The sequence below is a fragment of the Sneathiella litorea genome, from assembly GCF_009882915.1.
In the GTDB taxonomy this organism is placed as follows: domain Bacteria; phylum Pseudomonadota; class Alphaproteobacteria; order Sneathiellales; family Sneathiellaceae; genus Sneathiella; species Sneathiella litorea.
Map to the genome: position 1 here is coordinate 787,678 of NZ_WTUW01000009.1, position 16,058 is coordinate 803,735.

General features: G+C 52.6%; 14 protein-coding genes. All 14 read right to left on the reverse strand.

The genetic code is table 11. From position 1 onward, the window contains the following. Positions 1–34: 34 nt before the first annotated feature. Genes GQE98_RS17710 through GQE98_RS17775 form a run of 14 tightly spaced genes read right to left on the reverse strand, consistent with a single transcriptional unit; the run spans position 35 to position 15,581 of the window. Positions 35–1,087: a cell division protein FtsQ/DivIB gene (locus GQE98_RS17710; RefSeq protein WP_161317240.1), complete on the reverse strand. Its 1,053-nt coding sequence runs from the start codon at positions 1,085–1,087 to the stop codon at positions 35–37. Beyond that, positions 1,075–1,986, reverse strand: coding sequence for a D-alanine--D-alanine ligase (locus tag GQE98_RS17715; protein WP_161317427.1), 912 nt, complete (start codon positions 1,984–1,986; stop codon positions 1,075–1,077). The genes GQE98_RS17710 and GQE98_RS17715 overlap by 13 nt, the downstream gene beginning before the upstream one ends. After that, a complete protein-coding gene (murB, locus tag GQE98_RS17720) occupies positions 1,980–2,933 on the reverse strand; it encodes a UDP-N-acetylmuramate dehydrogenase (protein WP_425501144.1) in 954 nt (317 codons plus the stop codon). Before murB ends, GQE98_RS17715 begins: the two co-directional genes overlap by 7 nt. A 5-nt stretch (positions 2,934–2,938) precedes the next feature. Continuing rightward, complete coding sequence (murC, locus tag GQE98_RS17725; RefSeq protein WP_161317243.1) at positions 2,939–4,363, reverse strand: UDP-N-acetylmuramate--L-alanine ligase; 1,425 nt, start codon at positions 4,361–4,363, stop codon at positions 2,939–2,941. After that, a complete protein-coding gene (murG, locus tag GQE98_RS17730; RefSeq protein ID WP_161317245.1) occupies positions 4,360–5,499 on the reverse strand; it encodes an undecaprenyldiphospho-muramoylpentapeptide beta-N-acetylglucosaminyltransferase in 1,140 nt (379 codons plus the stop codon). Before murG ends, murC begins: the two co-directional genes overlap by 4 nt. After that, positions 5,496–6,620 (reverse strand): putative lipid II flippase FtsW, encoded by a 1,125-nt coding sequence (gene ftsW / locus GQE98_RS17735; RefSeq protein ID WP_161317247.1) that lies wholly within the window; start codon positions 6,618–6,620, stop codon positions 5,496–5,498. Before ftsW ends, murG begins: the two co-directional genes overlap by 4 nt. After that, a complete protein-coding gene (gene murD, locus GQE98_RS17740; RefSeq protein WP_161317249.1) occupies positions 6,617–8,005 on the reverse strand; it encodes a UDP-N-acetylmuramoyl-L-alanine--D-glutamate ligase in 1,389 nt (462 codons plus the stop codon). The genes ftsW and murD overlap by 4 nt, the downstream gene beginning before the upstream one ends. A 4-nt stretch (positions 8,006–8,009) precedes the next feature. Continuing rightward, positions 8,010–9,098, reverse strand: coding sequence for a phospho-N-acetylmuramoyl-pentapeptide-transferase (mraY, locus tag GQE98_RS17745; RefSeq protein WP_161317251.1), 1,089 nt, complete (start codon positions 9,096–9,098; stop codon positions 8,010–8,012). Then, positions 9,098–10,534, reverse strand: a complete 1,437-nt coding sequence (locus GQE98_RS17750; protein WP_161317253.1) for a UDP-N-acetylmuramoylalanyl-D-glutamyl-2,6-diaminopimelate--D-alanyl-D-alanine ligase — start codon at positions 10,532–10,534, stop codon at positions 9,098–9,100. Before GQE98_RS17750 ends, mraY begins: the two co-directional genes overlap by 1 nt. Further along, positions 10,527–11,984, reverse strand: a complete 1,458-nt coding sequence (locus GQE98_RS17755; protein ID WP_202526376.1) for a UDP-N-acetylmuramoyl-L-alanyl-D-glutamate--2,6-diaminopimelate ligase — start codon at positions 11,982–11,984, stop codon at positions 10,527–10,529. Before GQE98_RS17755 ends, GQE98_RS17750 begins: the two co-directional genes overlap by 8 nt. Next, complete coding sequence (locus GQE98_RS17760; RefSeq protein WP_202526377.1) at positions 11,971–13,767, reverse strand: peptidoglycan D,D-transpeptidase FtsI family protein; 1,797 nt, start codon at positions 13,765–13,767, stop codon at positions 11,971–11,973. The genes GQE98_RS17755 and GQE98_RS17760 overlap by 14 nt, the downstream gene beginning before the upstream one ends. After that, entirely contained in the window at positions 13,764–14,168 is a 405-nt protein-coding gene (gene ftsL / locus GQE98_RS17765) for a cell division protein FtsL (RefSeq protein ID WP_161317255.1), read from the reverse strand. The genes GQE98_RS17760 and ftsL overlap by 4 nt, the downstream gene beginning before the upstream one ends. Next, positions 14,165–15,124 carry a 16S rRNA (cytosine(1402)-N(4))-methyltransferase RsmH gene (gene rsmH / locus GQE98_RS17770; RefSeq protein WP_161317257.1) on the reverse strand — a complete coding sequence of 320 codons (960 nt, stop codon included), beginning with the start codon at positions 15,122–15,124 and terminating at the stop codon, positions 14,165–14,167. Before rsmH ends, ftsL begins: the two co-directional genes overlap by 4 nt. Then, entirely contained in the window at positions 15,117–15,581 is a 465-nt protein-coding gene (locus tag GQE98_RS17775) for a division/cell wall cluster transcriptional repressor MraZ (RefSeq protein WP_161317259.1), read from the reverse strand. Before GQE98_RS17775 ends, rsmH begins: the two co-directional genes overlap by 8 nt. Between the last annotated feature and the right edge of the window lie 477 nt (positions 15,582–16,058).

The following is a 16,058-nucleotide window of genomic DNA, read 5'->3' on the forward strand; positions in this document are numbered from 1 at the left end:
GTCTTTCTTTCATAGCAATATCCCTGACCGCAAATCATGTATCGTTCCCCGCCAAACGGCGAAGTTTGGCGGCCTCTCCGTTTAACCGCACATACATGCGATCTTTTCCGCGCAAGTCGATGGTGACGACATCCTTGTCGAGAATTTTCTGTTCGTTCTGTATCAGATAAAGTTGTTTCCAAGCGTGGAGTGCGCTTTTCTCTGGAAGAAGCACTGTTACGCCATTCTTGAATTCCAGGTTCCAGCGGCGATCACGGATGCGAACGGCATTTTCGAGACGTGTAAAGAGTTCGGGCGTTTGTGCCAACATATCAAATAGCTCTGCGGCATGATCATTTGCACCGGTCCCGACAACTTTGGGTAGATAACGGAACGCCGCTTCATCTTTTCTCGAGACGAGAGCACCTGTTCGGTCAATGACACCTGTTTTTCCGTCAATTTGCCAACGGGCATAGGGGCGTCTTTCCACAATCTCGATAAAAATTTCATCGGGGTAACGACGCATGACCGATGCCGTTTCAACCCACCCCAGGGTTTCCAGCCGTTCCCGCGCCGCTTCAGGATCGATACCGAGAATACTTTCACCGCGACTAACATCGAGAACCCGCAGGATATCGTCACCAGAAGTCTTATCGCGACCGATGACGCTAATTTGCTGCACAGTCAGGCCAAATACTTCTGCAAGGGACTGCTGCTGTTCATCAATCCATGTTGCGCTTCTGTCCAACAGTTCCGTACGAATAATAAAATTTGTAACACCGCCAATAGTAATGGCGAGAACCAGGACGCAGCCGCAAACCAAGGCGGGCTTACGCCAGGCAGGTATGGGCTTGCGCCGCCCGCCCCGTCGTGGTTTCTCTCTTTTAAAAGGCGCACTTATCCGGTCGGTTATCTGAACGGTCATACTGCCCAGACGAGAAAATGCGGCTTCGGTTGAAATTCTGGGCTCTGCCTTTCTTTTGACCGCCTTCTTTTTCTTGGCTCCGCCACGGAGACTTTTAAAAAATCCACCCTTGGCTTTTGATTTACGCGGACGCGAAGATGACGGAATGACGCGATCATCTTTATCAATAGTTATCTGTCGCATGATGCATCCTCCACAATCCAACTGACGAGCTCTTCAAAGGAAATGCCTGAATGAGCAGCAATCTCCGGAACGAGACTGAGCGACGTCATGCCCGGCTGGGTGTTCGTTTCCAGCATATAAAATTCACCCGGTCCTTCCCCCGTATCATCGAAACGGAGATCGCTCCTGCTGACACCGCGGCACCCCAAAGTCTGATGAGCAAGCAAAGCCAACCGTAAGGCTTCCTCGTATTTCTCGGGATCGAGCGGAGCCGGCATTAAGTGCTCTGCTTTTCCCGCGGTGTATTTGGCTTCATAATCATAAAAGCGGCCAAGCGGTTTGATTTCGACAGCGCCAAGAGCGGCGTCCCCCATTACGGCAACCTGAATTTCCCGGCCCGGGATAAAGCTCTCGATCAGAACTTTCTCGCCAAAATTCCAGGGCAAATCCTGAAGGCTTATGTTTTCGTCTTCCAAAATGATCGTTACGCCAACACTCGACCCTTCATTAAGCGGTTTGACAACAAAAGGCTTCGGGAAGCTGGCTCCGTCCTGAACTTCCTGACGCGTGAAGATTTTTCCATCCGCAATCGGGATACCCGCTTCGGCAAACAGGGTCTTGGCAACGGGCTTGTCCATGGCCAGCGCTGAAGCAAGGACGCCGGAATGGGTATAGGGAAGGCCCATGATTTCAAGCAGTCCCTGAATATATCCATCCTCGCCGTAGCGCCCATGGAGAGCGTTGAAACAAACATCAGGTTTCAACTCAGCGAGTGTTTCCGATATATTACGACCAACATCCACTGGCGTGACCCGATAACCGCCAGCTTTTAAGGCCTCACTGCAGGCGAGGCCACTGTTCATCGAAACTTCCCGCTCCGCAGACCAGCCCCCCATTAAAACGGCGACATGTTTCATGATCCTGTCCCTTCAATTTGTTCATCTGCGTCTCCAAGACGAACAATTTCCCAGCGCAAGAGCGTGTCGTGCTTGACGAAGACACGTCGACGCAGCTCTTCCCCAACCGCCTCCAGATCGGACGCCCGCGCCGTACCTTTATTGATGAGGAAATTACAGTGCTTTTCCGACACCATGGCATCGCCAATCGTCAGGCCGCGACCGCCGACATCGTCAATCAACTCCCATGCCTTTTTCCCCGGAGGATTAGCAAAAGTAGAACCTCCTGTCCGGCTGCGAATAGGCTGGCTTTCTTCCCGGTTTCGGGAAATATCCGCCATCCGGTTGAGGATTTCCTTACGGTCACCAGGAGCAAGTCGGAAGATTGCCTGCGTGAATATCCAGTCATTTGGAATATCCGTATGGCGGTAGGAAAATCCCATGTCCTTTAAATTCAATTCATGCCGGTTACCTTCACGGTCATACGCAACTGCTGAAAGGAAGATATCGGAGATATCCGCCCCATAGGCTCCGGCGTTCATTCTTAGCGCGCCACCAATACCACCAGGTATTCCGCTCAGGAATTCGGCACCCTCTAACCCGGCATCCGCTGCAAATCGCGCCACGTGCCCGTCAAGCGCGCCCGCACCGACAATCAGCTTATCACCGTCATGGTTCATTTTTGCGAAATGCCGGCCTAACCGAATAACAACACCGCGCATACCGGCATCCCGCACCAACAGGTTAGACCCCACGCCGATCACATAGACAGAAATATCCCGGGGCAGGTTTTTCAGGAACTCCTCGAGGTCCGCTTCATCTTCGGGCTTAAACAGGACATCAACCGGTCCCCCCACCTGAAACCAGGTCACCTTGCTAAGATCCACATTCTCCCGCAGGCGACCGCGTACCGACGGCATCCGGTCAATTAACTTGTCCTCAGTAATATTTTTCGGCACCACCGGGGTCATCTCATTCATCCTACCTTTTCCTTGGCGAGAAGCTTTTCAAGGTCTGCAGGCAAGGCGTTGGCCCACACGGAAATGGAGCCCGCTCCGAGGCAGACAACAACATCGCCCGGATGACTGTTTTCCTTGATTAAAGCCGCCAACGCGTCGGGTCCATCAAGCGAAAGGACATGGCGATGACCACGAACGCGAAGAGCCTCGACGAAATGCTCCTTGTCAATTCCGGGAAGCGGAGCCTCTCCCGCAGCATAGATATCTGCGACAACTACAATATCCGCATCATTGAAGCAGCTGCAAAACTCCTCGAACAGATCATGAAGCCGGGAATACCGGTGTGGCTGGACGACCGCGATAACCTTTTTGTCGTAGGCCTGACGCGCAGCGGACAGGACCGAAGCAATTTCAACTGGGTGATGTCCGTAATCATCAATAATGGTTACGCCATCCACTTCACCGGTCTTGGTAAAACGTCGTTTGACGCCACCAAAGTTGTGAAGTCCCTTTTTAATATCCTCTTCCGCGAAACCCATTTCCTTGCCAACCGTAATAGCAGCAAGCGCATTCATGACATTATGAGTGCCGGGCATCGGTAAATTAAAGCCCTTTATCTCCCGGAGATCGCCTTCCACACGATCGCTCAACTCAACATCAAAATGGGCATGACCGCCCTCAAACCGGATATTAGTTGCGCGATAGTCTGCCTGTGGGGAGCAGCCATAGGAAACGAGGCGTCGATCCAAAATCCTGCCGATCAATGCCTGAACTTCAGGGTGGTCGATACAAACCGCAGCGAACCCATAGAAGGGAATATTCTGTACAAATGTTTGGAAGGCATCACGCACGCCATCAAAATCGCCATAAAAATCAAGATGTTCCGGGTCAATATTGGTTACCACCGCGATCGTTGCCGGTAGTTTGGTGAAGCTGCCGTCGGACTCGTCCGCTTCAACCACCATCCATTCACCCTTCCCAAGGCGCGCGTTGGTGCCATATGCGTTAATGATGCCCCCGTTTATCACCGTAGGCTCCATACCTGCTGCGTCCAATAAACTGGCCAGCATTGAGGTTGTGGTCGTCTTACCATGAGTGCCGCCAACAGCGATTGCCGATTTAAGGCGCATCAATTCCGCCAGCATTTCCGCACGGCGCACAACCGGTATCAGATTATTTCGCGCCTCTCGTACTTCCGGATTATCAGGCTTTACCGCAGAGGAAATCACGACGACTTGCGCCTCGCCAAGATTTTTTGCATCGTGGCCAATATGCACGGTGACACCAAGGGCGCGCAGTCGCTCAACATTTGCGTTAGCCGAAAGATCGGATCCCTGAACCTGATAGCCAAGGGTATGCATTACTTCCGCGATGCCGCTCATCCCGATCCCGCCGATCCCGACGAAATGTACAAGGCCCATGTCTAGAGGTAGCTTTCTCATGCAGCTGCCTTTCCATTATTTTGGTTTTCACTGTTGGCTGGCTTGAACCGTTCGACCAGATCAGCAAGCTTTTCCGCAGCATGTATCTCACCAATACTTGTTGCAGCATTCGCCATGACCGAGAGACAGTCGGGATGCATAAGAAGATAGGTGAGCTGGCGGCTCACTTCCTCCACGGTAAAATCATCCTGCAGAATAAGCCGTGCGGCGCCTCTCGCCACAGCATTCTCGCCATTCTTACGTTGATGGTCATCCATCGCATGTTTATAGGGCACGAGGAGTGAAGGCCGCCCCGCTACAGTCAATTCAGACAAGGTGGACGCACCGGACCGAGTGATGGCCAGATGACACTCCTCCAGGAGCTGGGCGACATTTTCAAAAAAGCACGCCAAATTCGCGTCTATGCCGTTCTCCTGATAAAAAGCCCGGACCTTCTCGATATCCTCGGCACGACATTGCTGTGTCACATGTATCCGCGATTTCAGATCAGCGGACAGCGCACTTAAAGCTTCCGGCACAACCTCGGAAAGGACTGTCGCCCCCTGGCTTCCCCCGAGAACAAGTAAGTTTATGGGACCGCCGGAGACAGGGCTTTTATAGCCTTTGTCAAAAAGGGGTAATATCGCACGCCGGACCGGATTACCGGTATAGATCATCTTATCCGCGATCTCATTGTCTGGGCTTTCCGTGTGATCGAAGGACGTTGCCACAATCTTTGCATATCCGGCCAAAAGCTTGTTTACCCGCCCCAATACCGCATTCTGCTCATGCAACACCAACGGAATTCCCAAACTAGCTGCGGCGGCCGCTGGTGGCATGGAGGGGTACCCGCCAAATCCCACCACTGCCAAAGGTTTAATACGGCGCAGAATCTTACGAGATTGTAGAAAGCCAAGAATAAGGGCGCCAACAGCTTTTACTTTCCCAATGAACCCGCCGATGGATGGAGAGCCGGACTTAACCTGAAGAACCGTGACCCCCGGGAAAAGCTCATCGTATTTCTCGCCCCGCATATCGGTGATCAGCGTTACAGTGAACCCGCGCGCCGTCAACTCTTCCGCAAGCGCACGGGCCGGGAATATGTGCCCACCGGTGCCACCACTCGCCAAGACAACCTGTTTCTTCGGGAGAGTCATCTCAGCTCCCCTGTACCTGCCCGGCGACGGCTCAGCGCAAGCAACATACCCATCAGAAGGGCCAGCGCAAACATCGATGATCCGCCGTATGAAATGAAAGGGAGTGTCATTCCTTTTGTCGGCATCAGTCGCAGATTAACCCCAATATTGATTACCGCCTGCAATCCGAATTGCGTCAACAATCCAGCAGCTGCCAGCACGACGAAGAAGTTTTTCTCTTCCAGTAAGCGGCTAAATCCCCGGAGCACAATAAATGCAAATAGAGCGACGACGAGAAGGCAGACCACCACGCCGAATTCCTCACCCAGAACCGCAAAAATAAAATCTGTATGGGCGTCCGGCAATTGCCGTTTTACAGAGCCATCCCCAGGCCCCACACCGAGAAAGCCGCCAGTCTGGAAGGCCTCCATCGCGCGTTCAATCTGATAGTTTCCGCCGCCGGACGGATCCATAAAACGGTCTACCCGGCTGGCTACATGAGGAAACAGGCTATAGGCGGCCGCGGCGCTGACAATCCCGACAACAACAAACATTACAACCCAGATGATAGGCAGACCGGCCAGAAAAAATTGGGCGAACCAAACTGCACAGACCACCAGTGTCATGCCAACATCCGGCTGCAGAAGAAGTAAAGAAACAACAAAAACAAAAAGGGCAATCGATATGAGATTTCCTGGAATCTCGTCGCTTCTGCGTTGCTCGGCAAACATCCACGCGGCAACAACCGCGAATGAAGGCTTCAGGAATTCCGTCGGTTGAAGAGTAAAGCTGCCAAATTGCAGCCAACGATGCGCACCCTTTACCTCAGGCCCGACCAAAAGGGTCGCAATTGTCAGGAGGGAGAAAAAGCCGAAACTGACCACAGCAAGCCGCCGCACCCACAGAGGTGAAAGCAGTGAGATAGCAAAGATCATCATCACAGCCATCGGCAGATACATGAATTGGCGACGAACAAAGTGGAAGCTGTCAAGGTTAAGCCGGGCAGCGATAGCAGGACTTGCGGCCAGGACCATCACTCCGCCCATCGCGACAAGCAGGCCAACCGCAACAAGCGTCCAGCGATCCACGGTCCACCACCAGCTTCCGACAACAGAACGGTCAAGACGAGTAAAGGTTGTCATGTCGTCTCCCTCGTAATCCACTGAACGGCGGCCTTACGAAACATATCTCCGCGGGCCTCAAAACTGGTAAACTGGTCGAAGCTTGCGGCCGCCGGGGATAACAGCACAACGGCATCTTTCCCCTTATCATCATGCGCAGCTGTCGCTGCCTTTAAAACGGCTTCCTCAAGGTTAGCGCATTTTTGATATGGCACCTTTCCTTCCAGTGTCGAGGCAAACTGATCCATCGCTTCGCCAATCAGGAAAGCCTCACAAACTCTATCGAAATGCGGCGCAAGAGAGGTAATCCCCCCAGCCTTTTGCCGTCCTCCGGCAATCCAGAAAATATTCTCAAAACTGGTCAGCGCCTTTTCCGCCGCCTCTGCATTTGTCGCCTTGGAATCATTAATAAAGAGGACATTCTCATAACGTCCGACTTCCTCCATCCGATGGGAAAGACCCCCGAAAGACTGAAGACCCGACTTTATTTCATCCGATGTCAAACCAACGCTCCGTGCAGCAGCAACCGCCGCCGCGGCATTTTGCCAGTTATGACGGCCACGCAGGGAACCAATCTCAGAGATATCTATCGTCCAAGATTGATCACCAATGGACTGGTCCTCAAGTTGGCCGTCGATGACGCTGACTCCCCCGGCTACCCGCACCCTAGTCGAGATTGGTACGAGTCTTCCCTCACCATGAATTGCGAGGCATGTCGCTATATGTTCACAAAGTGGATCATCAATATTGATAATCGCGATACCTTTTTCATCCTGATGCTGGAAAATACGCCGTTTAACGGCCGCATATCCCTCCATATCACCATGACGATCCAGATGATCCGGTGTGATATTAAGAAGGATTGCCACATCCGCCTGCCAGGAGGGCGTTAGATCCAACTGGTAAGACGACAGCTCCAGAACATAGCAACCCGTCGCGTCAAGTTCTGGCAAATCCATAACCGGCGTACCGATATTTCCACCCAGCGCCGAGGACTTACCGGCTGCAGTCAGCAAGTGATATATTAAGGCAGATGTCGTCGATTTACCATTTGTGCCCGTTACACCAATGATACGGCCGGCCTTCTTTTCCTGAAGGAAAATTTCGACGTCCCCGATAACAGCAGCACCGGCCATTTTTGCAAGACCAACGACGGGATGCGGCTCTGGATGTGTCAGGGGCACCCCTGGACTCAGCACCAGCGCTTCCGCCTCCGGCCAGCTATCCTCCGCCAGATTCTGAACGATAAGGCCTTCTTCCTCGGCAGCCTTGCGGCGGCCTTCGTTATCATCCCAGACATAAACATGCGCCGCGCCGAGATGAAGCTGGCGCGCCGTTGCCATACCGCTCTTGCCGAGCCCAAATACGGCGATGTTCTTATGCTGATATGAGTGGCTCTGCATCATCCCCTCACCTCAACTTCAACGATGCAAGGCCAATAAGCGCAAGAATAACGGCAATAATCCAGAAGCGGATTACGATCGTCGGCTCGGCCCAGCCTTTCTGTTCATAATGATGATGCAAGGGAGCCATCCGGAAGACGCGTTTCCCCGTTAATTTAAAGGAGGCCACCTGTACAATCACTGAAACGGTTTCCAACACAAACAACCCGCCAATGATCGCCAGCACAATTTCATGGCGCGCCACAAGACTGACAGAACCGAGCGCTCCCCCCATAGCAAGGGAGCCAGTATCACCCATAAATACCATCGCGGGAGGCGCATTAAACCACAGGAAACCGAGACTGGCACCAATCAGGGCACCGCAGAAAACAGTCAATTCTCCTGATCCTGGGACATATTGGATCTGCAGGTAGTTTGAAAAGACAGCATTACCCACCAAATAGGCAATCAATGCAAAGGAGGCCGCCGCGATCATCACGGGAACAATTGCAAGACCGTCAAGCCCATCTGTGAGGTTGACTGCGTTCCCCGCCCCCACCGTCACCAAAATGGCAAAGGGGATATAGAACCAGCCGAGAGTGATAATCGCATGCTTGAAAAAAGGAATAGTCAGCACGCCGGAAATCTCCACCGGAGAACTCGCCATGATGACATACCCGGCCGAACCGGCGATCAAAAGTTCCAGCAGTAGCTTGAGCTTTCCTGGGAGACCCCGCGTATTGTGGCGGCTAACTTTCAGATAGTCATCGGCAAATCCGATGGCACCAAATCCAAGTGTGACCAACAGAACCACCCAGACGTAGATATTCTTCAGATCCGCCCAGAGCAATGTGCTGATCCCAAGCGCCAGAAGGATCAAGAAACCTCCCATTGTCGGAGTGCCCTGCTTGGCGATAATATGGGATTGCGGTCCGTCGTCACGGATTGGTTGCCCCCGGTGTTGTTTGCTTTTCAGCCAGCGAATGACAGCCGGACCACAAATAAAACTGATTAGCAGTGCCGTCATAACCGCACCGCCAGTACGAAAGGTCAAATAGCGGAACAGATTGAAGAGCGTAAAATCTTCGGCCAGCGGAAATAATAGATTGTAGAGCATCAGCGCCCCCTCTGTTCTGAAGCGGCCAATGCCGTCGGCTGTTGCGCAAGCAGCGCATCAAGCGGAATGCGCATTTTGCTGCCCAGCGAGCCCTTGATTAATATAATGTCACCGGCACGGACCGTATCCAGCAGGGGATTGATCAACAGTTCCGATATGTCTTCATGATGTGTGCGGATAGTGCTCGGCATGGACTTCGCCAACTGGGCCATATTGGGGCCACAGGTGAACAGGAGATCAACCTCCGCCGCGCAAACGTCAGCTTTCAAGCTTCGATGAATATCAGCAGACTTCTCCCCCAACTCCAGCATATCACCGAGCACGGCAATGCGCCGTCCGTCGCCGTCCGGGTAGAGATTTTGGAGAACTTCCAGCGAGGCCCTCATGGAGGCGGGACTGGCGTTATAGCTTTCATCAACAACCATATAGCTGCCACCTAAACAGGGCACCATATGTCGCGCACCGCGCCCCTTGGGTGACTGCATAGCACCAAGCGCTTCCGCGGCCTTCTCGATATTGGCGCCAAGCTCGCTCACGGCGCCTAAAACTCCAAGAATATTACTGATCCAGTGGCGTCCCGGCACACCTAAGCGGAAGAAAACCTCCTGGGAGGCGATCTTGACCGCCACATCACTGTAATCGGGGTAGAGCGTAAAGTCAGTAAGACGAATATCCGCTTCTGATTTTTCGCCAAATGTCAGGATTTGCGTAATACCTGCATTCGCTGCAATACTCTTCAAAAGACCGCCATAGCTATTGTCACCATTGAGAATAACCGAGCCACTGGAAGTCAAACCTTCGAAAATTTCCGCTTTCGCACGTGCAATTGCCTCAACATCCGAGAAAAATTCCAGGTGAACGGCCTCAATTGTTGTGATCAGCGCAACATGTGGACGAACCATTTTTGACAGGGGACCAAGCTCACCCGGATGATTCATGCCAAGCTCGAATATGGCATATTTGGTATCTTCGGGCATACGCGAAAGCGATAATGGCACGCCCCAGTGATTATTGAAGCTGCCGATGCTGGCGTGGGTTTTTCCCTGCCGCGACAATATGTGTAAAAGCGATTCCTTGGAGCCTGTCTTGCCGACACTGCCGGTAACAGCAACAATCTGCGCGTCCGTTCGTGCCCGGGCGGCGCGCCCCAGATCTTCAAGCGCGCGCAAAGTATCGTCCACAAGGATAACATTCGCCTCTGCCGGCAGATTATCCGGCCTCTGGCTCAGCAGCAGTGCCGAAGCACCGCTCTCAAACGCGGCGCAGGCAAAGTCATGGCCATCATGCACAGGCCCGACAATCGCGACAAACAAATCGCCTGCCTCAAGTGATCGGCTGTCGATAGAAACACCTGTCGCCAGCCAGTCTTCCCGGTCGGCTTTTCCGCCAACAGCGGCGATAACATCGATCCCTTTCCAGAGCGGCGCTTCAGACATTTTCGCCCCCTAACACAGAAACGATCTGCTGGACGGCTGTTTTGTCGTTAAAGGGAATGGCTTCCGTGCCGATAACCTGACCTTCCTCATGGCCCTTACCCGCTACCACCAGAATATCTTCCGGCCCGAGTGCCTTGATCGCGGTTTCAATCGCGGTAAAACGATCGCCAATATTCAGCGCATCCGGACAAGCCACTATAATTTCAGCACGTATTTGAACTGGATCCTCATTACGCGGATTATCATCCGTCACAATCGCCCGATCCGCATAAAGACCGGCAATGCGGCCCATTTCAGCCCGCTTTCCCTTGTCCCGGTCGCCGCCACAGCCAAAAACAACATGAATTTTTCCCTTTGCATGACTACGGACAGCCTCAAGGACGGTTTCCAGCGCATCCGGTGAATGAGCATAATCAACATAAATGGCGGCATTATTCGCGAGTCTCGAGACCAACTCAAGGCGTCCCGGAACATTCGTCACCTTGGGAAGAGCCATAATCGCAGCCGACGGATCACCCCCTGCACCGATAACGAGACCAAGCGCGCAAAGAGCGTTCATCGCCTGAAATTCGCCTGCAAGCGGCAACATGACTTCGTGGCGTTTTCCGAAAACTTCTATCGTGATTATCTGCCCTACGCTTTTCGGCGCAAGGTCGACCAGCTTGATCTCCTCGCCCATTCGGCCATAGGATATAATCTTCACTCCACGGTCCTTAGCGGCCCGCAAGAAGGCGGGATATACTTCCGAATCCGAGTTTAAAACGGCTGTGCCCGTCTTATCGAGAACGCGCGAGATCAATCCAAGTTTCGCATTGAGGTATTCTTCAGAGGAGGAATGATAATCAAGATGATCACGCGTCAGATTGGTGAAGGCCGCCGATTTAATTCGCGCACCATCAAGCCGGTACTGATCCAGCCCATGACTTGAAGCTTCGATGACTGTGTGCTGAATTCCGTGCCCGACGAGATAGGTAAGCGTTTTATGCAGGAGCACAGGATCAGGGGTTGTATATCCGAGTGACATCGTCTGGTCGGGCATCATTACACCAAGTGTCCCAATGCTCGCCGCAGGCAATCCCATCGCCTGCCATATAGCGCGCGTAAAATACGCCACAGATGTCTTACCATTCGTTCCAGTAACAGCAGCTATCGCTTCCGGCTCCGCCCCATAGAAGCGCGAAGCGAGGCGTGCAAGAGTTAAGCGCGGGTTACCCTCCCGAAAACAGGGAAGATCGCAATCAGCGGGCTCGTAGGATGCATCAGTAAGAATGGCAACCGCCCCTTTCCTGACCGCATCCTCAATGTAATTGCGCCCGTCAGCCTTGGTTCCCGAAAGCGCCGCGAACAAAAAGCCCGGCTCGACATGACGGCTGTCGGCAGTCAAACCCTTAACATGTCTATCATGCATGACCGGCACATCCCGGCCCTTCATCAATTCAGAAAGACGCAAGTTTCTTCTCCCTTGAATTGATGGGAATAAACATGGCTTTCTGCACAGCCTCACTTTCCTCTTCAACGGGCTCAATTGCCAGTATTGGCCCGATACGGGAAATCAGCCGTCCAATAATTGGCGCGGCTGTCCAGCCTGCGCTTCTAAAACCGTGGGTCTGAGCGTTCCCTTTTGGCTCATCAAGCATCGCGAAGACGACATAACGTGGATCATTCATGGGAAACGCGCTCACAAACGAGGAAATCAGCGCATCACGCTTGTATCGGCCCCCAACAGCTTTTTCCGCCGTCCCGGTTTTGCCGCCGACCAGATAACCCGTAGCAGCCGCCTTACCGCCCGTTCCCTTTTCGACAACAAGCCGCATAAGCCGCCGCATGACATCGGAAGTCTTGGCCGAGATGACTTGGCGGACCGGCGTCATTTTTTCTTCGTTCCTCCGGATCATCGTCGGATTGATATAGTTACCGCCATTGACAATTGCCGCGATCCCGGTGCTGAGTTGCAAGGGGCTAACGGACAGTCCATGGCCAAATGAAATTGTCATGGTTTCAAGGCTATTCCATCTTGGCGGCAAAATTGGGGCACCGACCTCTGGAATCTCAAGAGACGGCTTATCAAGCAGCCCCAGTTTCGCCAAGAACGCCTTATGGTTTTTTGGGCCAACATCATCGGCCATTTTTGCTGCACCAATATTGGATGAGTACATATAAATTTCAGGTACGGACAGCCAGCGCTTCTTAGGATGGTCATCGCGAATACGAAAGCCCGCCTTGCGGATAGGCTCTGTCGCGTCATAGCCACCCTGTAATTCAACGGCCCCCATATCCAGCGCCATGGCCGTCGTAAAAGTCTTAAAGGTTGATCCCATCTCATAAACACCAAGGGATATCCGGTTGAACTTGGCATCACCGGAAAAATCCCCGGGCCGGTTGGGATCAAAGTCCGGCAGGGAAACCATGCCCAGTATTTCACCTGTTTTCACGTCCATCACCATGCCTGCGGCACCGATAGCCCGGAAAATTGACATATGGCGCGAAAGCTCATCCCGTAACGCATGCTGTATCCTGACATCCAGGGAAAGTGTCAAATCCTGCGCAGACTTTTCTTTTGATCCACTGAGCTGAGCATCAAAATACTTTTCAACGCCAGCGATGCCTTGATTATCCACATCGGTGAAACCCATCGCATGAGAGACCAGCGCACCCATCGGATAGAAACGCTTTTCCTCCTCGCGAAAATGCAATCCCGGAATACCAAGCGCATTCACCTGATATTGCTGGGTTGGAGTCAAATTCCGTTTGAGCCAGACAAAATTCCTAGCCGAGGCAAGCTTGCTTAGGATTGCAGCTTCGCTCATATCATCAAGAACAGTCGTGAGCTTTGCTGCGAGCTCCTTAGGGTTAATGACATTCTTCGGCTCAGCGAATAGCGATGCCGTGGTCAAAGTCGTCGCCAGCAGAACGCCATTACGATCCCTGATTTCAGCCCTCTTACTCTCACTGATGGCAACAGGCGGCACCGAGTCAGCTTCCGACGCCATGACGTCCTCATCTCCGATACCGCTTATTGCGAGCCCGACAAGCCTTCCCGCAAGGACGACAAAGCAAAAAGCAAAGATAACCCCGGCCATTACGAGCCGATTTCTACCCCGCTCCAACGTTTCTTTCGCGCTGCCGTCCAGTCGCAACGCCATGTGACGATCATCCTGATTGTTTTGACCAAGGGAAGGCGTCAGCGTGATGCGAGGGCGAGGTGACTTAGTGGGCCAAGTCAATTCGCTCATTGCACTCCCCCAGTATGGGTGAAGGTAGCGAGTTGCACCGGCCCTCTTGGCAACGGCGTCGCCGGTGTATAATCCCGGCGCGGATTGTGGCGCGGTATAGGTACGGTATATTGCTCAGGGTCAATTTGCGGGTACGGCACCTCGCCCACTGACGCCACCTGGTAGGGTGCAATCAACAACAGAGGCAGGTATTTACTCGCGAGCGACTGCAAAACGTCCGGACGGTTCTGATAGGTCCATTCCGCCTTTAGAATACGAATGGTTTCCTTATTCTCAGATATATTCTGGTTGAGTGATTTAAGGTTTTTTTCCAGCCCCTGAACCTCATAGGAAAGCTGGTACAGACCAAATGATACAGCGGCAACAAGCACGAGAGAAATAATCGTTAAGTTTAGCTTCATGCTGCCTCCGTCCAGGCTGATGCGTTAGTTCGGATCGCCCCTCGCAAACGGGCGGAACGTGAACGCGGATTGACGGCCAATTCATCGGGACGAGCCTTAATGGTCCCTCGTTTGATTAACTTGAAAGTGGGAGCTGGCCCCTCGTCCGAGACAGGAACATGACGAGACGGCCTGGCACGCCCTTCAGACCTTGCTGACAGGAAGTTTTTCACGCGTCGGTCTTCAAGACTATGGAATGACACAACCGCAAGACGACCGCCGGGAGTTAGCAATCGTTCGGATGCGGCCAAGCCCTTGACCAGCTGCCCAAGTTCATCATTTACTACTATACGCAACGCTTGGAAGGTACGCGTCGCCGGATGAATGCCCTTTCCTGTTGGGCGCACAACCGACGCAACCACTTCCGCTAACTCAACTGTACTCTTGAAAGGCGCCAACTCGCGCCTTTCGGCTACTGCACGCGCAATTGCACGTGATCTGCGCTCCTCGCCATACACAAAAATAATCCTGGCAAGCTCCGCTTCAGATTCTTCATTAACAATTTCCGCCGCCGTCCGACCCTTGCCAGACATGCGCATATCAAGCGGCCCCTCCCGCATGAAGGAAAAGCCGCGCTCTGCTTCGTCGATTTGCATGGATGAAACACCGATATCAAGAGCAATGCCATCAACCGCGGCAACTCCTTGCCCAGCGAGCAGTTCTTCCATATCTGCGTAACAACCTTCAATCATGATTAATCGACCGGGAAATTCGTCGGCCATCTTCTGGCCCTTTGAGATCGCCAAAGGATCACGGTCAATCCCAAACACTTGGCAATCCGCCGCCTCAAGAATTGCGCGGGAATAGCCACCAGCACCGAACGTGCCGTCAACATAAATGCCGCCATCTTTGGGACTAAGAACCTCCATCACCTCTCGGAGCAGGACGGAAATATGTGACGCGTCTTGACTAGCCATCAACCTCCTCCTTACTCGACGAACTGTCGGCTCGCTTTTTGGCCGCCCGGGCGCGCGCCTGCTTTTTACGAATTTCAAAAGCTTCAGGCTGCCAGATCTGAAAACTGTCGCCGCGCCCGACAAAGGCGCATTGCCCCTCGATATCGGCATTTTCAAGCATCGGCAGAGGAATCATGATACGTCCATCACCATCGATAGGTAGCTCGATGGCATCACTCATTAACGCGTCGGCAAAACTTTCCCGATCTTCCGACAGGGGATCAAAGCCACCGATTTTCTCGAGGAGGCCTTCCATCACATCCATGCCACAGGCATCAATGGCATCACCATTGACCGTCGGTAGCAAGACAACGCTGTCGAAACCTTTGGACGCAAGAACCGCACGGAACTTCGCCGGAACGGATACGCGTCCCTTCTTATCGACCTTGTTGACATATGTGGATAGAAACAGGGCCATACAGCCAAAAATCCCCCTATTTTTCCATTCCCCAAGAACCCAGAAAATTTCTCAAAACTTCCGAAACAAACCGTCAAAAACAAGCATTTCTGGTCAAAAATGGATAAATCTGGAATATCATGGGATATTATGGAAGTCAATGCCAAACGGGGGTTGGTTTATGGATTTCAAAACATGAAATCGTTAGATTTTAAGTAAAAATTTTTCCATTATTGTGGCTTTATTGAATTGCCCAACGCGACCGCGGAGCAACTGAAAGTAATAGAATATTTTTTATACGTTCTATTTTTGTTCTTATTATTTAGAAAAGTGAAATATGCCCGACACAGGAAAGTCGCAGGCCCGGTCCAACGATGGACAGAGCATCTCGCCCCCACATGGTGAGAATTTATTTTCAACGTTCCCCGATAAAAACACCGTTTTAACGCGTCGGAAGGCTAGAGATTCGCAATTTTCTGATATACGTCGGTCCGGATT